This is a genomic window from Clostridium sp. TW13 (assembly GCF_024345225.1).
GTDB classification, from domain to species: domain Bacteria; phylum Bacillota; class Clostridia; order Clostridiales; family Clostridiaceae; genus Inconstantimicrobium; species Inconstantimicrobium mannanitabidum.
Genome location: NZ_BROD01000001.1, coordinates 316,309 through 341,154, shown reverse-complemented (window position 1 = coordinate 341,154; position 24,846 = coordinate 316,309). Strand labels below are relative to the sequence as shown.

The window sequence follows — 24,846 nt, the reverse complement described above, 5'->3', positions numbered from 1 at the left end:
TTATATATAGTCGGAGATAAAATTCTATACTGTGAGGAAAAGCTTTTATATAGTCGAAGTAATTTGATTATATAAAGGTTCCAACTTATGATATGGAGTCGAGCTAAGATTGCCTAAAGTATTGCATGATTTCGATCTAATGGTTATATTTAGCCGAAAGGTTATTTATAGTTGTGAAAATATTTTATGTAGTTGAACAAACCATCTTTATAGGTGAGTAGGTGCTATATAATAGTCGAAAGATTATTATTTGGTATTCTAATTTATCTACTTTTGATAAATTTTTTACTTATATTGGTGCAAGTGAAGATTGTTAAGTGCTCTTTTATAGAGTAGCAATCAACTTATATCTATTATGAGTTGGTTGCTACTTTTAATTTCTTACTTATTAGAATAATACATCATAATTACATCTGAATACAAATCAAAGGCACATGAATAAACAATTGTTTTCCCATCTATTACATTAATATAAAATGATCCATCACAAACGATTGCATCAAATTTCATGTTTTCTGGATTCAAATCATTCCTTACTTGAACAAAATGAGATACGCAGGCTTTTAAAAAGCTTTGAAAAGGACGATATCCTGCTGCCGGTGGTATTGGTGGATTACTAGTAGCTATATTGTAACTTTTTGTTCCTAAACTAACTCTAAAAACTTTGATATGCTGTTGAAATTCTCTAAGTTCATTTTCCACCCCTTCAGCATCACTACTACCGATACAAGGATGTTCCATTTTTCTAATTCCTCCGACTCCAATAATTTCATGAGAACTGCTCTCTTCATTATTAGCTCGTTCTTGCTCTTCAATTTTCTTTTTTTCATCTATCTTATCATTTAAGTTATTAACTCTTTCATCTATATCCTTAGATTTATAAGTTATTTTTTCTATTGCTATACATGCATCTTCAACTGTACCACTATCAAGTATCTTCTGCACTTCATCAAGTTTCTTAATACTATCTTCAATTTGTTTTATTTCATTAATTTTACCATTAACCTTGTCATCAGATTTAACATCAAGAGCTTGTTTGTATACACTTTTTGCTTCTTCATATTTTTTTGCTGCCATAAACTTTTCTGCAGAATTCAATAAAGCCTCAAATTTACTCTGCTTTTGCTCATTAAGAAATAAATAAGTTCCAGCACCGCCAAGTAGAATTAATAATAATACTATAATGCTAATTATAACTTTTTTCTTCATAAAATCTCCCCGCTAATAAATTATTTGTTTTTAATTAGTTTATCACCTATTAGACATAAATGTAAATAAATTATAAATATTTCAATGTTTAAAAATTATATAAAAGTCAATAATCATAACAAGGGGTGATTGAATTGTATAGAAGAAATATTATTAAATATAATGTCATTATTGCAGTAGAAGCAGTAGCTTTGGCTATTGCAGTTGCAGCACTAATACTTTTCCCTATATTATTTTAATTTTTCACTAATTTAGATCCCTCAATATAAATTTATAATACTTATAACTAAAGCCTGTTATGTACCCCCTACATAACAGGCTTTATAACTATAATAACTCTTACTAAAATACTCTACAGACTTCCTAATCGAACTTAAACTTACTTATTTCAATCTTCAATTTATTAGCAACACTTTCAAGATTATTAGCATACTCAGTAAGCTCGTCCATTGTTGCATTTACTTCTTGTACTGAAGCTGATACTTGCTCTGAAACTGAAGCTGTTTCCTCAGATACAGATGCAATACTCTCCACTTGTTCTGCTACTTCTGACTTATTTTCATTAATTTTTTCATTTAAAGTTTTTATCTTCTTAATTGCTTCAGTTAATTGAACCACTGAATCAGCTATTTCATTAAATAACGCTTTAGTAGATTCCATCTCAGTATCCTGAACTTCTAAAAGCTTTGTACTTTCAATCATAGCCTCTCTAGCTGCATTAGCCTTAGAATTTATCTCTTCTACAATACTTTGAATCTGATTTGTAGAATTTCTTGATTCTTCTGATAGTCCTCTTATTTCTTCAGCAACTACGGCAAACCCTCGTCCTGACTCGCCTGCCCTTGCTGCTTCTATGCTTGCATTTAAGGATAATAAATTAGTTTGTTCTGTTATTTCTGATATAGCATTTGATATATAATTAATCTTCTCTATGCTCTTAACCATATCAGTGACTATACTTGTTGTCTCAATTGAGTTCTCCTTTGTTTTCTTTGACTTTTCCCTAAGTGCACTAATAGTTCTTAATCCTCTACTACTTAAGTGTTCAGTTTTATCAGATAAATTACTAATACCTTCAGTTTCTTTTGCAATTTCATCCATGCCATTTGACAATGCCTCTACACTTTCACTTACACTTGTAGATGATTGAGCCTGGCTTGTTGCACCATTAGCAACTTCTTGAATAGCATGTGATACCTCTGAAACTGATGCTGTAGTCTCTTCTGACATACTTGAAATATTAATTGATGCTTCTACTAATGATTGTGATGTTGTTTCAACACTTTGTATAAGCTCTGATACATTTTCCACCATAGAGTTAACATTGTTCCCCAAGATGCCAAATTCATCTTTTACTGTTACCTTTACTCTCTCAGTAAAGTCTCCATTAGCTACCTTGCCTATTACTCTATTTACTTTATTTAATTCTTTCATTATCCGTAACGCAATTATAGCCCCAAGTATAACTCCGGCAACTATAGCTATTGCCATGGTAATAACTATTGCTAGGTTCAGTTCCCGTATATTAGACCTTACTTCATCCCCATTTATCATCCCAATTAACTTCCATGAAGTAGCTTGATTAGTTTCTTGTGATATGTAATCTAATTTTCCTTGCTTATCCTTCCATTCGTAGCTACCTTCTGCTTCTGATTTCACATTATTCCAAACTGGTAGCTCGCTAAAATTCTTCACGCCTTTTTTATCATTGCTATTACTTAATATAACATTACCATCACCATCCACAAGAAATATCAATCCAGTATTTAATAACTTTGTACTTTTAAAATATGACTCCATAGATTCCAAAGATAAATCTATGGCTACAACTCCAACAAATTTATTATCTGAATCCATCACTGCTTGTGCTATAGTCATAATTTGTTTGCCTGTAACATTATCTTTAAATGGCTTAGTAAATATCACTTTTCCGTTAGCCTCTTTAGCTAACTTGTACCAATCTCTTTCTTTAAAATTAAAATCCTTTATATTCATCACTTTACTATCTAATATTATTTCCCCATATTCCCCTGCATAATATGCATTTAGAATACCTTCATTAGTTTCTTTTGTGACCTTCATAGACTGCTGAACATATCCTACTGTTGTCTTATGCTCTACTTCGGAATCAGTTAAATCTGGTATGTCATCATCTTTTGTAAGTACATTAACTTGTCTTGATATTGTTTCCACACGATTTGAAAACCCTTTATTTACTTCTTTAAGTGTTTGCTTACTTGCTAATTTTAAAGTTTGTTCAAGCGAACTTTTGGATTTATATACAGAAATACAACCTAAAGAGATTATAGGTAATATTACTAATAATGAAATACTACCTATTAATTTTGTTAGTAATTTGTTTCTAAACTTCATATATTGTTTCCTCCCAGCCAAATTAATCTTCTCAACTCACTTTAATATTTTATTAAAATAATCAAATAACCCTATGCTTCCTATTTTATACCTATATTCTTCCTATTTCAATTTTTTATGACAATTATCAAGATTTTAGTCATAAAATATATTATTTTGTCTTTTATACTATTAATGGTTATCCCTTTTTATATTGACCATATGGAGGAAATTAGTATAATTAGAATAGAAAGTTATTTGAAATAACACTTTTCATAATATAAGGGAATATCAAAAAATTTAACATTATAATTTAAAAATTGGGGGAATTACTTTGAAGATTATTAATGATATTACTAATTTTATATTTTTAGATAACCAGCCTGAAAAGGCTGATATAATCTTTATTGCAGGGACTTCTTGGCCTGCACCTACAGAAAGAGCAGCTGAAATATATAAACATGAAGATGTACCTTATATTCTACCTTCTGGAAAGTATGGTGTGAATTTAGGATATTTCCCTGGACCTAAGGCAAAATCAGATATCTACAATGGAAACTATGCTACTGAATGGGAATATATGAAGGATGTATTAATAAAATGTGGAGTACCTTCTACTGCAATTTTAAGAGAAGATTCTGCTGAATTTACTTATGAAAATGCCTTTAAATCTCGTAAGGTCACTGATGAAAATAACTTGAACATAAAAAAAGCCATTATTTGTTGTCAAGCCTTTCATGCAAGACGATGCTTGATGTATTATAAATGGGCATTTCCTGAAGCAGAATTTTTACTTTGTCCTGCTGAAACTCAAGGTATAAACAAAAACAATTGGTATAAAAGTGACTACGGAATAAAGCGTGTAATGGGTGAACTTATGAGATGTGGTGATCAGCTTCAAGAAGCTATCCCTTTCTATAGAGAATTTCTTAAATGACTTCAGAATGAAATTATAGTAACTATAATGAACATATCTTTTTATTAAATAGAACTATTAACCCCAAAAGATAGTATTGAAAATTAACTTTCTAAGTTATATCTTCAATACTATCTCTTTACTTTGTTCCAATTTTACTTCTATTTAGTCATCTGAAAATAAATAACAAGTCTAAATAGATTAACATATAAACTTATTTGCTTTAATATGACTTATTAATCCAATTCAATAGCACCAGTATACAACTGATAGTATCTTCCTTTTAAATCAAGCAATTCATCATGAGTTCCACGTTCAATAATCTCACCTTGATCCATAACCATGATTGCATTAGAATTACGAACTGTGGAAAGTCTATGAGCAATAACAAAGGTTGTTCTGTCCTTCATAAGTCTATCTAGTCCATGCTCAATATGAAGCTCAGTCCTTGTATCAACAGAACTTGTTGCTTCATCAAGAATTAGAATAGGAGCATCTGCTACTGCTGCTCTTGCTATATTTAGAAGTTGACGTTGACCTTGACTCAAGTTAGCACCATCACCTTCAATTATAGTATCATATCCATGAGGAAGACGTTTTATAAAGGAATGTGCACTTGCTAACTTTGCTGCTTCTTCTATTTCTTCATCAGTAGCATTAATTCTACCATATCTAATGTTTTCTCTTACTGTACCCGTAAAAAGATGTGTATCTTGTAACACTATAGATATTGCATTTCTTAAGCTATCTTTTTTAATATGCTTTAAATCTATACCATCCACTGTTACTGAACCTTCATTTATTTCATAGAATCTTGTTAATAGATTAATTACAGTTGTTTTTCCTGCACCTGTAGAACCTACAAATGCAATTTTTTGCCCTGGTTTAGCATAAAGAGAAATATCCTTTAATATAGTTTTATTGTCATTGTAACCGAATGTCACATTATTAAATCTAACATCACCTTTCACAGGAATAAGTTTTTCTGTGTTTCCATCTTTACTAGGCAGCTTCCAGAAGAATTCACCAGTATTGTTTTTTATAAGTTCCCACGCATCCTCTGGATCCTTTTCTTCAACCTTTTCTTCCATAACTTCAAAAATACGTTCAGCACCTGCTATTGCTGATACTAAACTATTATATTGATTTGAAGCTTCATTTATAGGTCTTCCTATTTGTTGAGTAAGCTGCAAGAATACAACTAAGCCTCCAACACTAATGTGACCAAATACAGAAAGCACTCCCCCTATTGCAGCAACTAATGCATAGGTAAGATAATTAATATTTTTTGATAATGGCATCATCATTCCAGCGTACCCTTGAGCAGTGGTTGCTGCTTCACAAAGAGCATTGTTTAACTTATCAAATTCTTTCTCAGCAGTTTCTTCATAGCAGAATACTTTTACTACTTTCTGCCCTGTCATTATTTCTTCAACATACCCATTTACCGCTCCTAAATTCTTCTGCTGAGCCACAAAGTATTTACTACTGACTTTCATTAACTTACTTGCAGATATAGCTATTAAAGGTGCAATAACTACTACTACCAATGTTAACAACCAATTTCTATATATCATTAAAGAAAAGATCCCCGTTAGAGTAATTGCACTAGAAAAAAGAGTAACAATTCCATTTTGTGTAGCATCATACAAAGTATCCACATCATTTGTAAAACGACTCATCAATTCACCATGAGTATTAGAATCAAAGTATCTTACTGAAAGCTGCTGAAGATGTGAAAATAAATCATTTCTGATATCAGTTATAGTATGTTGTGCAACTATAACCATTAGTCTGCTTTGCAAATAAGCAGCCACAACTCCAATTAAAAAGATTGAACCTAATACAATAACTCCATGTAAAAGTCCTGCAAAACGTGCTGATATTGATAAGTTCCCCCCAACAGGTTGAAGAAAATTATCTATTATTGGCTGTAAATACGAAAGTGATGCTAATGAAGTAACTATATTAACAAGTACCATAGCAAATGCTAGTATAAGAGCTATTTTATTACGACTTATATATTTCCATAAATACTTGATTGTTTTTTTCACATTCTTAGGTTTACGAAGGTTTTTACCTTGAGAAGCTTGCTCTTGTTTTTCTTTCTTTGCTTTTCTCATTATGCATTCACCTCTTTTCTTTGTTGTGAATTATAAATTTCCTGATACTCCTCATTACTCTCTAATAGCTCTTCATGAGTTCCTAAACCCACTATTTTACCATCTTCAAGTACAATTATCTTATCTGCATCCTGAACAGAACTAATTCTTTGAGCAATTATAAAAGTTGTAGTATCCTTCAATGTAGTGCTAAATGCAGTCCTTATTTTACCTTCGGTAGCAGTATCCACAGCACTAGTACTATCATCAAGAATTAGAATAGGTGGTTTCTTAAGCATCGCCCTTGCAATACATAAACGTTGCTTTTGTCCTCCAGATACATTTACACCACCTTGATCAATCCAAGTATCATACCCATCAGGAAATCCCATTATAAAATCATGAGCTTGGGCATTCTTTGCTGCTTCTATTATTTCTTCATCTGTTGCATTCAAATTTCCCCACTTAAGGTTATCTCGAATAGTTCCTGAAAATAAGGTATTCTTCTGCAGAACCATTCCTATGTTATTACGCAAAGATTCAATAGTATAATCAATTAAATTCTTGCCATCAATAAGAATCTCACCAGAAGTTACATCATAAAGTCTTGGAATCAATTGAACTAGTGAACTTTTTCCTGAGCCTGTCCCACCTATGATTGCCACAACTTCACCCTTATGAGCTTTAAAATTTATATTCTCTAAAATAGTTTCATCTTGCTCTAGATTATACTTAAAGCTCACATTCTTAAATTCAACTTCACCTTGTATAAGTTCAACATCTTTTGCTGAAGCCTCATCTTCAAGATCCACAACTGTGTTAAGTACTTCTAAAATACGTTTATAAGAAGCACTGGCTTGTGTTACCATAATAAATATCATTGAAAGAACCATTAATGACATAAGAATCATAAAAATATAGTTTATAAAAGCAGTCATTGAGGCTACATCAAGAGTTCCATGAATAACTTGTGAACCTCCAAACCACAAAACTGCTACAATTGCAGAATTCATTGCAAACATCATTATTGGCATATTAAAAATCACTATGTTTATAGCCTCAAAAGATGATTTCATTAACTTGTCGTTAGTTCCATAAAACTTTTGTTTTTCATATTCTTCTCTAACAAAGGATTTAACTACACGAACATTGGTTACATTTTCTTGAACACTGGCATTTAACCCATCTAGGCACTTCCTTAACTTTTGAAATAAAGGCATAACCTTATAGATAATCGTTCCTAAAGCAATAATTATCACTGGAATTACTATAGCTAAAATAACTGCTAGGGATGCATTCAGACTAATAGCCATTAAAAGTGCAAAAATAAACATTAATGGAGCTTTAACACAAATTCTTAGTCCCATTATCACAGTATTTTGTAATTGCGTAACATCATTTGTAAGTCTTGTGCTCAACGAAGCTGTAGAAAAATCATCTATGTTCTTAAAAGAAAAAGTCTGAACTTTAGAAAAAAGACCCTTTCTAAGATTGGCTGCAAATCCTACTCCTGACTTGGCAGAAAACTTAGAATTTCCTATGCCACCTATAATAGATATTCCTGAGAAAATTATCATTATAATACCTATCATAACAATGTAAGATAAATTTTTCGATTGTATACCTTTACCTACAATAGCTGCCATTAATTGTGGCTGAATAATTTCTGACAAAACATCTAGGCACATAAAAAATATTGCAAGCCACACTTCTTTTTTATATGGCTTAAGGTAATATGCAATTTTTTTCAATTTTATCACCGTCCTTTAATACGTATATACATATAATTTTAACTATCTTTTGTACATTGTTTTTAATATCAGCAAATATACTTAAATTAGTTAAAAAAAATAGTAAGTTAATTTTTACAATCAACCTACTAAAGTGTAATTCTCTCAATTTTATTAGTCAACCACTATAAGTCAACTACAATTACTTATATTTTTATATGTTTATATCTTATAAATTTAGTTTCACTATGCAAGAGTGTTTTTTATCTTCATAAAAGCATAGTCCAAAGCTGATTCAGCATTACCTACATTTTTTCCAGCGCCTTGTGCCATCAAAGCACTTCCACCGCCTCTTCCATCAACCAAGGTAATGGCATCTTTTAATAAGTCATTCATACTAACAGCCTTTATATCTTTAGACGCACTAAAGTTTAAATTCACCTTATCTTCTACCTTATTTCCAAATAAAACTATAACTTTTTCATTATCTACAAGCTTTGAAGCTAGCTTAGATAGATACTTCAAATTTTCATTTGTATATAAGCACTTAACTACAGTAATATCTTTTATTTTTTCAGCATTTTCTAGTATTTCCTTAACTTCATATGAGCCAACCTTCTCAGTTAATTTCTTATTTTCATCAAGAGCTTCCTTTAACTGAGTTGTTAAATTATTTATAGCATTAGTTACTTCAAGTTCATTACAATTTAAAAATCTACATATCTCTGTTACAAAATCATCTTTTTTAAAGTAATCCTCAACTGCTCTTTTACCTGCTAAAAATTCTATTCTTGTAGTATTATTCTTATGTTTTTCCCACTTCTTAATCTTTATTAATTGAAGATCTCTACAATCACTTGGATGAACTCCACAACAAGCATTTATATCTAAATCTCCTATTTTTACTACCCTTATAGCTTCATCCGTATTTGGAAGTGCCCTTCTTAAACCTAGTTTTTTCAATTCAGACTTAGTTGGCCATAAGAATTCTACCTTCATTCCTTGATGTATAACTTCATTCGCCTTAATTTCAACTGCTCTAACTTGTTTTTCATCAATACTACCAATTATATCTATAGTACTAACTTCTTTTCCCAAATGAATTCCTGCTGTATTGGCATTAAATAACTTAAAAAAGCATCCAGACAAAACATGCTGACCTAAATGTTGCTGCATCCCATCAAACCTATTTTCCCAATCCAAAACACATTTAACCTTATGAATTTTTATAGGCTTTTTTTCTGTTACATGATAGACTACTCCAGCCTCTTCATATACATCAATTACTGGATGTACATCTATCATTCCTTTGTCTTGAGACTGACCTCCTCCACCTGGGAAAAAAGCAGTTCTGTCTAAAACAACATGAAACTTTCCATCCTTCTCTATGATATCCTCTATCTCTGCTGTAAATTCTCTTACATATTGATCTTCATAATAGATTTTTTCCATAATATCAACTCCTGCACAAATGTTATTTGAATTTCTATTTTATTATACTTTTCCAATCTATATATTTGTTAAGTATATCCACTGCCTTCTCTAAATAATCCTTTTCTAAGTCAGTAAATCTTGCAATTTCTTCACTGTCTAAGTCTAAAACCCCAAGCAACTCTCCATCCTTAACTATTGGAACTACCACTTCTGAATTAGATGCTGCATCACAAGCAATATGACCTTCAAACTCATGTACATTTTTAATTAATAGAGTTTCTTGCTTTTCTGCTGCTGTTCCACATACCCCTTTACCTATTTGAATTTTTGTACATGCTGGCATTCCTTGAAAAGGTCCAAGAATTAATTCATCATTATGTACCAAATAGAAACCACACCAATTAATTCTGCCTATCATAGCATTAATCACTGCAGAAGCATTACTTAGCTTTGTTAATCCAAGCTCATCCCCTTGAATTAATCCCTCTAGCATAAGTAACATATTGTCTAGCTTATCTTTTTCACTCATTCCATCAAACATCTTTATATCAAACATAATTATTCCTCCTCATAACAATGCGTAGAAACCACATAAATTATTATCTTTTTAAGTTTCATTATAACACCTATACATTGCATTTTTCTACATGTAAGTTGTATATAAGCACTCTATTTGTCTCCTATCATAAAAAAAGAGACTGAATTACCATAGAAAATAACGTCTATGATAAAATCAGTCTCAAATATATATAATTATAAGGGATTACATGTTAAATTTTTTGTACTTTAAATATAATGGGTTTAATAAATTTTATACATTTTAAATCATAGGCTATTTATTGATATATTGTATCTTTATAGAACTGTTCCATAATAATGTTGGTGGACAAGTTACAAAAATTCGACATTTTTCTACCAACATTTAAGTGGAATAGTTCTATACAATCTTTATTTATCCCATAACCATAACCCATCTATGATTAACTTGTCTCTTATTTAGTTACAAAACACAGCATTTATTATAAATATAAATCATCTGAGAATTCTAATCATGCTCTATTTTGATACTAGGAACCCTAGAATTGTTACCTCTTTATCTCTAGCTTGATTTTGCACTTCTATTTCAACTCTATGCTTTTTAACTTCGTTACCTTCAACTAAAATTTCAGTTTCAGAATAATCTCCCCAGCCATCTTTAAAATAAGTGTCTATGTTTTTAACTTCATCATTGATTTTTACAGTAATCTTTCCTGCTGTCTCAGCTACAGATTTTTTATATAGAATTGATACATTTTTTCCTTCAACTTCTGCTATCAATGTACCTGCTACATTTTTTGAACCTACAAACTTCCAAGCATTTTTAAATACTTGAAAACCATCTTCACATTTTTCAAATCCAATATTTTTTTCTACATTAGTAGTAGCATAATTTTCAATTATTCCATTGATGTATCTGTCTCCAAAAACACATTCTTTACTTAATACAGAATCATCTATTTCTATATTATTATCATTTTTATATTCATCAATTACACTTTCAATATAGTTTATAATAAGCTCAGAAAGTAATTTATGCCCTGTATCATTTGGGTGAACTTCATCTGTAGAAATTTCTTCCCACTTAACTTCATTTTTTGTTAACAGATCAAATACCACGTCTCTATAACTTATCATAGGTACATTGTAGTTTTTACCTATAGCTATCTGCTGTTCTTGCATATTAATTCCGCCTTCAATTATCATGAAGATTTCAACAACAGCAGGCTTACTTTTGCTGCTTAAAATTTTTCTTATTAAACTTTCATATGCTACTTTATAGAAATAATCTTCCTTATCATTTACAGCAAAATCTATAAATACTATATCGGGATTTAAATCTAATACTTGCTTTGCAACTCTATGAACACCAATTAAGGAACCCGTAGCTCCAACACCTGCATTTATATGTTTTACCTTAACATTATTAAATTTTTCTTTGAACCAGCTATATACTAATTCAACATAACATTTTTCGTAGATACTTGAATTACATCCTTGTGTTATTGATCCACCCAAAAATGCTACAGTTATGTCTTGTCCATTTTCAGCTTTTTGAATTAACTTTTTTATTCTATTGGTATCGCCTCTGCTAATTATAGATTTTTTTAATATTTCATCAATAATTTTGATTTCCATAGCCATCTGTCCTTTCAATTATTTTTATAGAATATATTTATTGTTGATCCTTTCTTCTTCTCTTTATTATTTCAATAAAACTATCTACACTGCTTAAATTCAAACAATAAAATATAAAAATATATAGAGGAAGTAATATTACTAAAATTAGAACAGGCCATTTATATCCTACAAATATAAATGCAATTAGCAAAATAATGCTATATATAAAATTCTTTAGATTGAAAAACATGAATATGAACCCTTCTAAAATTGTTCCCTCTTCTTTCTCTATACTATGTAATTGAATATTTAAAAGCTGCCAGAATAGACAAAATAAAATTGTCATTATACAAAGGTAACCCAAAAATAAATTTAGCACACCAGCTATTGGAGAATTTATTTTCTTCAATATTATAACCAATGCTGACAGCCATATTAAAATTAGAATAGGCATCAAGTCTTTTTTAAAGTTCTTGAATTCTCCTTTAAATATAGGAAGATAATTATCTCTTATATTACTATATCCGTCTACTTTTCCTTCTTTAATCAGTTTGACTAAAACTAAATTAGCTTTAAGAACTGGTTGAAAGGTGAAAAAAAGCGCTCCTATAACTAATAAAATCATAGAAAGAAAATTCACTTTAAATAATGCATAAAAACTATGTATTGTTTGTACTAATCTATTATTCTCTTGCATACCTATCACACCTTTTTTATTATGTGGCATCTGAAAACAATTAGGTTTATATGCTAGTTTATTTTCAGATGCCTAAATATAAGAAGAGTATATCACTCTTCTTATATTTATTTAATCCTAATTTATTAGAATCCTTGAGATGTCTTTGAATCATTCCAAGCTTTATTTAAATCTGCGATTGCTTTATCAAAATCTGCTTTGCTCTTCTTAGCTGCTAATGCTGCTGGTTGAACAAATGTACCACCCCAGATATCAATCTTACCTTTGTTGATTACTAAATCAAATTTTCCATCATCTTCTTTACTAGCTGGATCTTGAACTAATGTGTTAACACCAGATTTAATGAAATCTTGAAGAGCCTTATCTCCACCTGTTAACTTCTTGTTGTTTGGTATAAATCCATTATTTGCTGCATAATCAGAATCAAGGAATGCATACATAAATGCTTTAGCTTCTTCTTTATGAGTTGATTTGCTGCTTACACCATATGCATAATCTGGACTTAATATAGTATATGTCTTACCATCTTTAGTTGGGAAAGCCATAAATCCTATATCATCCTTGTTTGTTGCTAATCCCTTCATTTGAGGAATAGCCCATGTTCCTAGAGGCATCATAGCTACTTTTCCAGTTGCTAAATCAGTCTTTGATTGCTCCCAGTTAGTTGTTGTTAAATCTTTTTCTGTCCATCCTTTACTTATAAGAGTATAAAGAACTTCTAATGATTGTCCAAGTGGCTTTGATGCATCAAATACTGATGAATCTTTATATACTGTGTTAGGGAAATTCTTATCTCCACTGAATGCCCAACCAGTTGTATACCAGTTACTTAATGTCCATTTTGCACTAAAGTTTGTTGCTAAAGGAATTGCACCTGTTTTTGCAATTTTATCACAAGCTGCATAGAATTGATCTAAAGTTTTTATTTGTGTATCGTCAACTCCAGCCTTTTTAAATACAGCCTTGTTGTAAACAATACCTGTTGCTCCTAATCCATATGATAATCCATAAACTGTGTAAGTATCTTTACCTTCATCTTTAACTGCACTTAATTTATTTGATTGATATTCACTAATCTTTGAATCAGTATCTTTTCCTAATGGTTCAAAGAAGTTAGGAAGTTCTTTCTTAGGCATTGTACTTGGTAATAAAAGTACATCACCATAGTCATTTGAATTAAGACGAACCTTTATATCTCCTTCATAATCTTTAATTGCTTCCCATTTGATTGTAACTCCTGTCTTTGCCTTATAGTCATCTCCAAATTTCTTTAAATCTGTATCAACTATATCAGTTCTTTGAGTTAGAACCTTAAGTGTAACATCTTTCTTTCCATTGCTACCAGCAGATTTAGATCCACAACCTACTAGCATTCCAGCTGTAAGTGCTCCTGTTAATACCATACATAATGTTTTTTTCATTTTCATACTCTTTTCCCCCTCTTATATTAAATATTAAGTTATCGGTAACTTAACAACTTTATTGTAACTGTTTACAAGCATAAGGTAAATAGCAGTATATTAGTTTTCTTAACACTTTTTAATATGTTATTTACTTTACAACTTTCTTCTTAACGCCATTCTTTTTCATCCCCTGAAGCTAATACAGAATTGTTTTTTACATACTCCACAAGTTCTTCTACGTTAGTGTATGCCACAGCTAAGTATGTGTCAGCAGCTCCATAGTATATTGCAATTCTTCCTGTAGTTTCATCATGCAATGTAGCACATGGGAATGCAACATTTGGTACGAAACCTGTTGTTTCGTAACTTTCCTCAGGAGTCAATATATAATCTTTACATCTGTATAATACTTTTGAAGGGTTATCTATATCTAATATGGCAGCTCCCATTGAATATACAAATCCATTACATGTAGTAGAAACTCCATGATATAACATTAACCAACCTTCTGATGTTTCTATAGGTACAGCACCTGCCCCTATCTTAACTCCTTGCCACCAGCCAGCAGCACCTTTAGTCATTACTTTTCTATGTTTTCCCCAGAATACTAAATCTGGACTTTCACTTAAGAAAACATCACCAAATGGAGTATGTCCACTATCTGACGGTCTACTTAAAAGTGCATAGTTACCATGTATCTTTCTTGGGAATAAAACTCCATTTCTGTTGAATGGTATAAATGGATTTTCAAGTCTTACAAAGTTTTTAAAATCCTTTGTCATACCAAGACCTAGAGCGGCCCCTGAAAAATCTGTACACCAAACTATATAGTAAGTATCTTCTATTTTAACTACTCTTGGATCATAAGAATAATCTGGTTGATAATCATTACCTTTTTCATCTTTCCATTGAATTTCTTTATCTTCTATATCCCACTTTAAACCATCTTTACTTCTTCCAACATGAATTCTAGCTTTTCCATCTTTATGATCAGCTCTAAAAATTCCAATAAATTCACCTTCATATGGAACTACTGCACTATTATATACTCTAGCTGTACTAGGTGTAGGATTCCAACCAATAATAGGGTTATTAGTATGTCTCCATACAAGTCCTTCAAATCCTTCTGGCTTATCTTGCCATGGAATATTAGTTGAACCTTTACTTAATATCTTAACTTTACTCATATTTATCATCCTCTCTCTACTATTTATTTAATAATTCTAAATTTTTTCTTACTAATTCATTTCTTTGCTTAACACAGTCTACAGATCTTAATGGATCTTCCGGTGTGTTAAATGCATAATCAAGAAGTCTTTCAATTGTAGTTGTTGCTACATGAAGTCTTGTGTCTGAAGAAGCATAATAAATATATACTTCACCACTTTCTTTAACAATTGCTCCATTGGTAAATACTACATTAGAAACGTCTCCAACTCTTTCTTCGCCCATTGGTGCTATTAAATATCCACTTGGAGCTGCTATAACTTTGCTTGGATCTTTTAAGTCTGTTACAAATAAATATATTACATATCTTAGACCTGCAGCTGTATTTCTAACTCCATGCGCTATATGAACCCATCCTCTATCAGTCTTAATCGGAACTGCACCTGCTCCATTCTTAACTTCTGTGATAGTATGATATACTCTTGGACTAACTAATATCTCTTCTTCAACTACTGGATTTAAGATATCATCACATAATCCAAAGCATATACCACTTCCATTCCCAGTCTCTATAAATCCATCCATTGGTCTTGTATAAAATGCATATTTACCATCTACAAATTCAGGATGAAGAACTACATTTCTTTGCTGAGGAGATACTGTTTTTAAGTTAGGAAGTCTCTCCCAAGTTTTAAGATCTTTAGTTCTGGCAATTCCTGCCTCTGCTACTGCAGAAGATAAATCTCCTGGTGCTGCATCTGGATCTTTAGCTTCTGAACAGAATACCCCATATATCCACCCATCTTCATGCTTAGTTAATCTCATGTCATAAACATTGGTTTCTTTTTCACAAGTATCAGGAAGCTCTATTGCATAATCCCAAAACTTAAAGTTATCTATTCCATTTGGACTCTCAGCAACTGCAAAGAAAGATTTTCTATCATTTCCTTCAACCCTTGCTACAACATAGTATTTACCATCTAATTCTATAGCTCCTGCATTTAATACAGCGTTTATCCCTAATCTTTCAATAAATAGCGGATTTGTCTTCTCATTGAAATCATATCTCCATACTAATGGAGCATGCTCACGTGTAAGTACAGGATATTTATATCTAGTAAAAATACCATTATACTCATCTGTAGGCTGATTTTTTCTCGTAATTAGGGTGTTGTACTTTGCTAATTCTCTTTCCAGTCTTTCTTTAAACATTACATTGTCCTCCTCACTATTTCGATACACATTCTGCTATTGTGATAAGGGCATTTCCAAGGTTCAACTATAGGCTTATCCTTATAAGGTTGTCCATCTTCTGATACCTTCCAAAACCACTCTCCACTATTTCTTTTATCTACAATAGTAGATTTTATATAATCCCACATATTCATAGCAGCATCACAGTACTTTTTATCCTTAGTTATTTGAAAATTATTATAAAAACCTATAACTGCTTCTGCTTGCACCCACCAAATTCTGTCTGTATCTAACTTTCCTTCAACACATTCATTATTCATCCCGTGATCAGAATAAGCAAGTTCATGTATTTTGGCAGCCACCTTAGGAATATAGGATCTAACATCTTCTGTAACTTCCTTATCACCTATTACTTCTGCAGCTCTATCAATTAACCAACAAGTTTCAATATCATGTCCAAATGACTTAACATCTATAGTTACATTCCATTCCTCATCAAAAAATATTTTAAATACATGCTGATTTTCATCATATATTCTTACCTTAAATATATCTAGGATGTAAAGTAACTGATTCTTTACTCTTTCATCTTTCCATACACTATAAAGATTTGTATATGCCTCTAATACATGAAGGTGTGTATTTGTAGTTTTCTTTGAAATCACCCCACATTCACTGAGCATTTCATTTGATTTCTCATTCCATTCTTCATCAAATTCTTCAAGGTATCCATACATGTCTTTACAGTGCATTTCTATAATTTCAAATAATTCTTTTGCTAGATCTAAAGCTTCTTCATTCTTAGTTGCCTTATAATACTCAGCCAAAGCATATATTGCAAAGGCTTGGTTATAGGTATGTTTTATACTATCTGTAATCTTCCCTGTATAATCAGCCATCCAAAAAACTCCGCCATATTTTTTATCTAGAAACACATTTTTAAGAAAATTATATGCATGTTCTGCATACTTTAAATTCTTTTTATCATGATTAAGATTATAAGTGGCTGAATAGAACCATAAAATTCTTGAATTTAGTATGCAGCCTTTTTCAGCCGTTTTGTCTAATTCCAAATTGTAAGTCATATAGCCATAGAATCCACCATTTTCTTTGTCCTGTAGCTTATCCCAAAATGGTACAATAACATTTTCTAAATGCTCTAACATTTCTAATGCCATTTTCATTATTGAATCTCTCCTTTACCTATTAGCCTTTTACAGCTCCAGCTGCAAATCCATTGTAAATATATTTTTGCAAGCATAAGAATAATACAGTAGTAGGAATCATGATTATTATGATACCTGCACAGATAACATTCCATTCTCCGCCATATGGTCCCATAAAGCTAAGTAATGATGTGGATATTGGTCTTGCTTCTTTTGAAGGTAAGTATAGATATTGGGTATAGAAATCATTATATATACCTACACCTTTTATAATAAGCACAGTTGCTATAGCCGGCTTAAGCAATGGTAATATTATTCTAAAGAATATATAGAAATAGCTTGCTCCATCTAACATTGCTGACTCATCCAAAGATACTGAAATTGAATCTAAGAATTGCATCATGATTATAATACTCATTACATCTGCGCCAATGTATAAGATTATTACTGATATTGGGGTATTAATTATTCCTGTTTCTGAGTTAAATGCTGTTCTCACGAACATATCTAAGTTAGACATAATTTTGTAAGTACAAATTTGAGTAGTTACCATTGGTATTAACATTGCTGTCATATATAACCCAAAAACTAACTTCTTTCCTTTGAAATCAAATCTTTGTATAACATAGGCTACCATTGAACCAAACATTATTACAAATAGTAATGAACCTAACATTATCACTACTGTATTTACAAAACCTGTAAGCATACCTCCATCTACAAAGGCTTTTCTAAAATTCTCAAAATTTAAAAAGCTATGTGGAAGAGTTAGCTTACTTGCAGTACCATAAAATTCTGCTTTAGTCTTGAATGCACCAAAAAATACAACCAAAACAGGAATTATAAAAATTAAACTTGCAATTATTAAAGTAAAATATTTAAATGCAGACCAAAACATTCTCCCCATCTTGGAAGATTTATTTAAATCATATCCAGTTTTCTTTTCATTATTAACCTGAACATTTCCTTCCATAATTACTCTGCTCCTCCTTTACTTACTTTTTGAGAAATTATTGTTACTACTGCGACTATGATCAACACTATAATTGCCATTGCTGATGATAGACCCATATCCATATACTTGAATGCTGTGTTAATTGTATCTATAACGAAGGTGCTACTTCCATTTGCACCACCTGTCATGATATATGGAATTTCAAATACAGATATTGCACCTGAGATATTAAGGATTAATGAAAGTTGAACAATTCTCTTTATTGTTGGTAAAATAATATATTTAGCCTTGTCCCATTCTCCTGCACCGTCAATATCAGCTGCCTCTAATACATCACTTGGAACTGACTGTATTGCTCCTAATAGAATGACAAAGTTATATCCTAAGTATCTCCACATTGATGTGAATGCTAACGAGTAGTTAACTATATGTTCATTTCCTAACCACAATTGAACAAGATGTCCAAGGCCTAAGGCATTTAAAACTGAATCTAATGTTCCTCCTGGTTGGAAGAAGAAAACAAATATAAGTGATATAGCAACACTATTAATTAAATATGGGAAAAAGAATAATGCTTTGAATATTGATTTTCCTCTTATCTTCGAATTAAGTACTATTGCAAAATAGAATGCTATGCCTAATTGAATAAGTCCTCCTACAAAATAGTACAAACTGTTTTTCAATACTGCAAAATGTGAAGGATTGCTGAAAAGCTCTTTGTAGTTTGCTAGTCCAACAAATTCTTTATTTGGACTAAAACCATTCCATTTTTCAAATGAATATCCAAACATGGTCAATGCCGGATAATAAGTAAATGTTAATAATAAAACTAGCGGTATTAATAAGAATAGACATATTATCAAGGTTTTTTGTTTCTTATAGCTAAGCTTTGCAAACATCTATAACCCCTCCTGTTTAAATTAAGTTATCGGTAACGTTACATCTTTATTGTATTGTATACATTTTCATTTTTCAATAAGTTTTTTCAACTTCCTAAAAAGTGATAAGAAATCTGTATCGCAATCAAAAAAAAAGAATGTACTTATGGTACATTCTTTTTACATCTATATTCTTTTTACCGACTCTCTATCAACTAATAATCCTTTTATCAATATTCTACCAGACGGCCTGTCTTTCTGCTTTATTCTCTTTACTACAAGATCTATAGCCACCCTTGCCATCTCTTCTATATTTACTCTAACAGTGGTTATCTTAGGTGAAGACAGTCTTGCATGTATGCTATCATCAAATCCAACTACTGATATATCACTTGGAACTGAATACCCAAGTTCATTTAACTTTTTAATTGCAATATATGCAGCCTTATCACAGTTGCATACAAAAGCAGTCGGTGACTTTTTAGGGAAATCAATATCTATCCATTGATTATCATCAGATTTATCTGGCACAATCCATTCTTTTTTTATCTCTAAGTTATTTTCTAACATTGCTTTATAGTATCCCAAATAACGATCTTGAATACTTGAAGTAACGTTAAGGTTACCTATAAATCCTATTTCTTTATGTCCTCTTTCAATTAACTTATTCGTTAACTCATAAGTTGCGAAAAAGTTATCTGTAATTACAGAATCTACATTAAAGTTATTAGAGTAGAAATCTAAAAATACTGTGGCATAATTATATTTTGATAACTCCTTCAAATATTCTTTTGATATTTGTCCTAAAATTATTAAGCCATCAATCTTTTGCTCGAGTACCATTCTAGGAATATTTAATGTTTTCTCATCATTAGAATTTAATATATAAAACATAGCTGTAAAGTGTGACTTGTCCATCTCGTCATTCATTAGTTTATATAAATCCAAATAGAAATAATCTTCAACCCCAAAATATCTTTCAGCGGTTATAATTCCTATTGTATAATTTAGGTTTTCTTTTAAGGTTCTTCCTTTTGAATTATAAATGTATCCCAGCTCTTTTGCAGCTTCTAGAATTCTATTTTTCATTGCATCACTGATATCTTTTCTACCTGCTATAGCTTTTGAAACTGTTACCTTGGTTACCCCTACATAATCAGCTACATCTTGCATAGTAACTCTTTTTTCTTGCAAAAGTTTTCCCTCCCCTCAATAAGTACTTTTGATACCAACTTAAAAGTACTTAAAACTACACTTTTCTTGAATTATATGACTTTTAAAACTTTAATTCAATAGCCCCTTAAAATAATCTGTATTTATTATAAAATCAATTGGTTTTTTATCAAAATTACGATTTATTTCTATATTTTTTTGTAAACAATTACAAAAGTATTTTTAATTTTACTTTTACAAAAATAATAGGGAAACTATATACATAGCTTCCCTGTTAAATATTGGCAGGGGTAGTAGGATTTGAACCCACAACCAATGGTTTTGGAGACCACTACTCTACCGTTGAGCCATACCCCTTCATCAATAACAAATACAATATTAGCATAAGTTTTTATGTTTTGCAACTATACTTTTTTAGGTATTTATATAGCTTAATTAATAAATTAGCATTCATATATAGTTAATAAATATCAATTTCATATTTTTCAATATTAATTAATATTAATTTATTATTTTTTGAAATGCTTTTCAGCTATTTTCTTAGCTTTTATTTATTTTTTGTTGACAATTTATCAATTTCTTATTAATATTAATATATGAGATACAAGACAAAGACGTCTATCTAATTAGGGCGTCTTTGTCTTTTTTTATTGAATTTATTTATTTTATATGAAAGGAATGATTATTATGGAAATTAATTTAGCTGATAGTGCTTTCATCTTAGTATGTACTGCACTTGTATTATTCATGACACCTGGACTTGCTTTCTTCTACGGTGGAATGGTCAGAAGAAAAAATGTACTAAATACTATTTTATCTTCATTTTTTATTTGTGGACTAGCGTCGGTACTTTGGATTATCGTTGGATATTCCTTATCATTTGGGTCTGATAACTTTAGAATAATCGGTGGTTTTGATCATCTATTCTTTAACGGTGTTCTTAATACACCAAAAGCAGCTTACTCATCAACAATCCCTGAAACATTATTTGCTGCTTTTCAGATGATGTTTGCAATAATAACTCCAGCCTTAATAACTGGATCATTGGTAGAAAGAATGAAGTTTAAACCTCTTTTTATATTTGTAATTGCTTGGTCTTTTCTAGTATATTATCCACTTGCACATATGGTATGGGGTGAAGGTGGCCTAATAAGAAATTTAGGAGCTCTAGACTTTGCAGGTGGTAACGTAGTTCATATAAGTTCCGGTATTTCAGGATTAGTAGCTTGTATAATACTTGGTAAAAGAAAAGGACATGGTATGATATCTTACAAGCCTCACAATATACCTTTTGTGGTACTTGGTGCTGCTATTCTATGGTTTGGTTGGTTTGGTTTCAATGCTGGTAGTGCCTTAACTGCAGGTCCGCTTGCAGTACATGCTCTACTAACTACAAATACCTCTGCAGGTGCAGCTTTATTATCTTGGATGCTTGTTGAAAAAGTATTACATGGAAAAGTTACTGTATTAGGTGCTGCAACAGGTGCAGTACTTGGACTAGTTGCTATAACTCCTGGAGCTGGTTTTGTTCCAATCTGGGCATCATTAATAATCGGAGCTTTAGTGAGCCCAATTTGTTATTTCACTATGTCAGTTATAAAGAAGAAATTTGGTTACGATGATGCTTTAGATGCTTTTGGTTGTCACGGTACAGGTGGTATATGGGGTGGTATAGCTACTGGATTATTCACTGATAAATCTATAAACTCTGCTGCTCAATGGAACGGTCTAATATTCGGAGATACACATTTACTTGTGGTACAAATTATAAGTATTGTTATTACAATAGGCTTATCAGTTGTAGCTACATTCATTATTATGAAAGTATTGAAGGCTTTCATGGAAATAAGAGTTTCTTCTACAGATGAATCAAATGGATTAGATTTATCTGAGCATAGTGAATCAGCTTATCCATCATTTACTGGTCTTGATTAAGGAGGAAAATACTATGAAAAAAATTGAAGCTATAATCCGTCCAGATAAATTAGAAGAACTTAAAGAAGCATTACAAGCAGCTAATGTTCACGGAATCACTATAAGACAAGTTTTAGGATGTGGTAATCAACATGGATGGACTGAATATTACAGAAGTAATGAAGTGCTTATGAATCTTTTGCCAAAGGTTGAACTAAAAATTGTAGCAAATGATTCAGATGTAGAAAATATAGTAAGCATTATAATTTCAATTGCAAAAACAGGAGAAGTTGGGGATGGTAAAATATTTATATCAGATATATGCGAATGCATTAGAATTCGTACAGAAGAAAGAGGTCCATCTGCCATATAGCAACACTACGCTAATTTAATTTTGATTAATATAAATATATTAATACTACAAAATACAATTTCCTTAAAATATATTTTAAAATACACAAAAAGAGAGCAGTGATGCTCTCTTTTCTATTAAGAAAAGTAAAAAGGTTTAGACAAATTAAGTCTAAACCTTTAATACTCTATATCTGGCAGGGGCAGTAGGATTTGAACCCACAACCAATGGTTTTGGAGACCACTACTCTACCGTTGAGCCATACCCCTATGATACTTTTGAATTTTAACATATATAGTATTTTTTATCAAGCATTTATTTACACTTTCATATTAATTTCTTAACAAATCTTCAACAATTGCTTTCCTTTATTTTGGTATAATAAACCTATGATAATAACAAGTAACCCTAATAATAATTTAAGGGAGAAGGAGTTTCTTTAGCATATATAAACACCTTCTCCCTCCTCCTTATTTAATCAAATTCATATATTCTTTTGGAGATATGCCAACAATCCTTTTAAAAGCTCTATTGAAGGAGGCATGTTCTTTATACCCAACTTCATTTGCAACTTCGTATACCTTTATTCCAGGCTTCTTCAATAATTCTTTTGATATTTCAATTCTTAATTCTAATAAATAATCTAAAAAGTTTTTTCCAACTTTTCTTTTAAATAAATCACTAAAATAATTAGGATTCAGGTATACCTTACCTGCAACCTCAGTTAATGAAATATCTTTATTATAATTTTCTCTAATGTATTCTTTGACAAATTCAATCATTCTTTCACTTCTACTATCTCTTAATACCTTAATTTTATCAAACACATCATGAAAATAATTTAAGATATATGCTTTTGCACATTCTATTTGTTTAGCATATCTTATATATTCCTTAATGCTAATGCCTTCAGCTTCTTTATCATCATAGACATTAGAGAAATCTTCTATTTTAAATTTAGCTAAATCAATTAACTTTATTAATGCATTTTTAAACATTTCAGGTTTAATTTTATTATCTCGTCCAAATTTAATTAATGCTTGAAATTCATCTCCAAATTTTGTCTTATCACTTAATTCAATTGCTGCAACTAATTTATCTAGCATTTCTTCTATCAGCTGCTTATCAACTGTTGAATATGAGTTTAAATTAACATTAGCATCCCCATAGAAACCATCTAGAAGTTTTTCACAACATATTTTATAAGCCCTTTGTATATCATTATCAACAGATTGGATACTATATATTATCTCTCTATTATTTAATACTAAACTGTCTAAAATCTTTAGTATTACTTCCTCATATTGGTTGCTATAAACAATAATGACTTCATTTTCATTTTCATATTCACACATCATGGCAAAATCATAAAAATTATTACTATTTGCTTCTATATACATTTTTATTGTTGAGCTCTTATCTTGCAGTATTTTTGTTGAAACTACAACCATTTGAAAATCACTAACATCAATATTACCAATTAAATTCTTATCACTATCATTTTCTGATACCTTACCAGATATTATTTGCAAAAGTGCATTGGTCTGTATAATATTATTACTCATTTTTATACTTTTTTCATATTGCTTTGAATCAATAACTTCCTTTTCTATGCTTCTTTTAATATCTTGTAGCATAGTAATAAAATCTTGGTTATTTACAGGCTTTAGTAAATAATCAGAAGCACCATTTTTTAATGTTTCTCTAACAAATTTGTATTCATCAAATCCACTTAAAGCAATTATTTTCGATTTTATTCCATATGATTTTAATTGTTTGATAAGTTCTATTCCATCCATAACAGGCATTTTAATATCTGTTATTATTACATCTGGAGGATTTTTTATAATCATATCAAGCGCAATTGCCCCATTACTGGCCTCACCTACAACTATGAACTCTGTTCCCGCTCTTTCTATAATTTTTCTCATACCTGCACGTATAAGCTTATCATCGTCAACAATAATAATATTCATACTCATCCCTCCACAAATTGATTTTACCATCAATTTATATTTTTTAAAAGGTTTACAATAGTTTAATTTTT

19 protein-coding genes and 2 tRNA genes are annotated in these 24,846 nt (G+C 30.7%); 3 read left to right on the top strand and 18 right to left on the bottom strand.

All coding sequences use genetic code 11. The annotated features are described in order from the left end of the window. Positions 1 to 381 precede the first annotated feature (381 nt). Positions 382 to 1,209 (bottom strand): hypothetical protein, encoded by an 828-nt coding sequence (locus OCU47_RS01725; RefSeq protein WP_261826868.1) that lies wholly within the window; start codon positions 1,207 to 1,209, stop codon positions 382 to 384. A gap of 363 nt (positions 1,210 to 1,572) precedes the next feature. Then, the gene (locus OCU47_RS01720) at positions 1,573 to 3,582 is read right to left on the bottom strand and encodes a methyl-accepting chemotaxis protein (protein WP_261826867.1); all 2,010 of its coding nucleotides are present in this window, start codon (positions 3,580 to 3,582) and stop codon (positions 1,573 to 1,575) included. A 313-nt stretch (positions 3,583 to 3,895) separates the two neighbouring features. Between OCU47_RS01720 and OCU47_RS01715 the strand changes: the two genes are divergently transcribed. Next, positions 3,896 to 4,498 carry a YdcF family protein gene (locus tag OCU47_RS01715; RefSeq protein WP_261826866.1) on the top strand — a complete coding sequence of 201 codons (603 nt, stop codon included), beginning with the start codon at positions 3,896 to 3,898 and terminating at the stop codon, positions 4,496 to 4,498. A 215-nt stretch (positions 4,499 to 4,713) separates the two neighbouring features. Here the strand turns inward: OCU47_RS01715 and OCU47_RS01710 are convergent, their stop codons facing one another. The 14 genes from OCU47_RS01710 to OCU47_RS01645 all read right to left on the bottom strand — a co-directional run bounded on the left by OCU47_RS01710 (position 4,714) and on the right by OCU47_RS01645 (position 20,890). Further along, positions 4,714 to 6,600, bottom strand: coding sequence for an ABC transporter ATP-binding protein (locus OCU47_RS01710; protein ID WP_261826865.1), 1,887 nt, complete (start codon positions 6,598 to 6,600; stop codon positions 4,714 to 4,716). Next, positions 6,600 to 8,339 carry an ABC transporter ATP-binding protein gene (locus OCU47_RS01705; protein WP_482026986.1) on the bottom strand — a complete coding sequence of 580 codons (1,740 nt, stop codon included), beginning with the start codon at positions 8,337 to 8,339 and terminating at the stop codon, positions 6,600 to 6,602. Before OCU47_RS01705 ends, OCU47_RS01710 begins: the two co-directional genes overlap by 1 nt. Positions 8,340 to 8,555: 216 nt before the next feature. Then, on the bottom strand, positions 8,556 to 9,761 hold the full coding sequence (locus OCU47_RS01700; RefSeq protein WP_261826863.1) for an alanyl-tRNA editing protein: 1,206 nt from the start codon (positions 9,759 to 9,761) through the stop codon (positions 8,556 to 8,558). 34 nt (positions 9,762 to 9,795) lie between these two features. Then, complete coding sequence (locus OCU47_RS01695; RefSeq protein WP_261826862.1) at positions 9,796 to 10,299, bottom strand: GAF domain-containing protein; 504 nt, start codon at positions 10,297 to 10,299, stop codon at positions 9,796 to 9,798. Positions 10,300 to 10,799: 500 nt separating this feature from the next. Then, on the bottom strand, positions 10,800 to 11,918 hold the full coding sequence (locus OCU47_RS01690; RefSeq protein WP_261826861.1) for an SGNH/GDSL hydrolase family protein: 1,119 nt from the start codon (positions 11,916 to 11,918) through the stop codon (positions 10,800 to 10,802). Between the two features lie 37 nt (positions 11,919 to 11,955). Continuing rightward, positions 11,956 to 12,597 (bottom strand): hypothetical protein, encoded by a 642-nt coding sequence (locus tag OCU47_RS01685; protein WP_261826860.1) that lies wholly within the window; start codon positions 12,595 to 12,597, stop codon positions 11,956 to 11,958. 125 nt (positions 12,598 to 12,722) lie between these two features. Continuing rightward, a complete protein-coding gene (locus OCU47_RS01680) occupies positions 12,723 to 14,024 on the bottom strand; it encodes an ABC transporter substrate-binding protein (RefSeq protein ID WP_261826859.1) in 1,302 nt (433 codons plus the stop codon). 143 nt (positions 14,025 to 14,167) lie between these two features. Further along, positions 14,168 to 15,187, bottom strand: a complete 1,020-nt coding sequence (locus tag OCU47_RS01675; protein ID WP_261826858.1) for a glycoside hydrolase family 130 protein — start codon at positions 15,185 to 15,187, stop codon at positions 14,168 to 14,170. Positions 15,188 to 15,206: 19 nt separating this feature from the next. Beyond that, the gene (locus OCU47_RS01670; RefSeq protein ID WP_261826857.1) at positions 15,207 to 16,379 is read right to left on the bottom strand and encodes a glycoside hydrolase family 130 protein; all 1,173 of its coding nucleotides are present in this window, start codon (positions 16,377 to 16,379) and stop codon (positions 15,207 to 15,209) included. After that, entirely contained in the window at positions 16,379 to 17,545 is a 1,167-nt protein-coding gene (locus OCU47_RS01665; RefSeq protein ID WP_261826856.1) for an AGE family epimerase/isomerase, read from the bottom strand. Before OCU47_RS01665 ends, OCU47_RS01670 begins: the two co-directional genes overlap by 1 nt. A 22-nt stretch (positions 17,546 to 17,567) precedes the next feature. Next, complete coding sequence (locus OCU47_RS01660; RefSeq protein ID WP_261826855.1) at positions 17,568 to 18,500, bottom strand: carbohydrate ABC transporter permease; 933 nt, start codon at positions 18,498 to 18,500, stop codon at positions 17,568 to 17,570. A 2-nt stretch (positions 18,501 to 18,502) separates the two neighbouring features. Then, positions 18,503 to 19,381, bottom strand: a complete 879-nt coding sequence (locus OCU47_RS01655) for a carbohydrate ABC transporter permease (RefSeq protein ID WP_261826854.1) — start codon at positions 19,379 to 19,381, stop codon at positions 18,503 to 18,505. 165 nt (positions 19,382 to 19,546) lie between these two features. Further along, complete coding sequence (locus OCU47_RS01650) at positions 19,547 to 20,554, bottom strand: substrate-binding domain-containing protein (RefSeq protein WP_261826853.1); 1,008 nt, start codon at positions 20,552 to 20,554, stop codon at positions 19,547 to 19,549. A gap of 261 nt (positions 20,555 to 20,815) precedes the next feature. Beyond that, positions 20,816 to 20,890 (bottom strand) — tRNA-Trp (locus tag OCU47_RS01645). A gap of 330 nt (positions 20,891 to 21,220) precedes the next feature. Between OCU47_RS01645 and OCU47_RS01640 the strand changes: the two genes are divergently transcribed. Together OCU47_RS01640 and OCU47_RS01635 are read left to right on the top strand one after the other, a co-directional pair. Next, complete coding sequence (locus OCU47_RS01640) at positions 21,221 to 22,468, top strand: ammonium transporter (RefSeq protein ID WP_261826852.1); 1,248 nt, start codon at positions 21,221 to 21,223, stop codon at positions 22,466 to 22,468. A 13-nt stretch (positions 22,469 to 22,481) separates the two neighbouring features. Continuing rightward, positions 22,482 to 22,820 (top strand): P-II family nitrogen regulator, encoded by a 339-nt coding sequence (locus OCU47_RS01635; RefSeq protein WP_261826851.1) that lies wholly within the window; start codon positions 22,482 to 22,484, stop codon positions 22,818 to 22,820. A 173-nt stretch (positions 22,821 to 22,993) separates the two neighbouring features. Here the strand turns inward: OCU47_RS01635 and OCU47_RS01630 are convergent. Further along, positions 22,994 to 23,068, bottom strand: a tRNA-Trp gene (locus tag OCU47_RS01630). 201 nt (positions 23,069 to 23,269) lie between these two features. Then, positions 23,270 to 24,775, bottom strand: coding sequence for a response regulator (locus OCU47_RS01625; protein ID WP_261826850.1), 1,506 nt, complete (start codon positions 24,773 to 24,775; stop codon positions 23,270 to 23,272). Positions 24,776 to 24,846 lie beyond the last annotated feature (71 nt).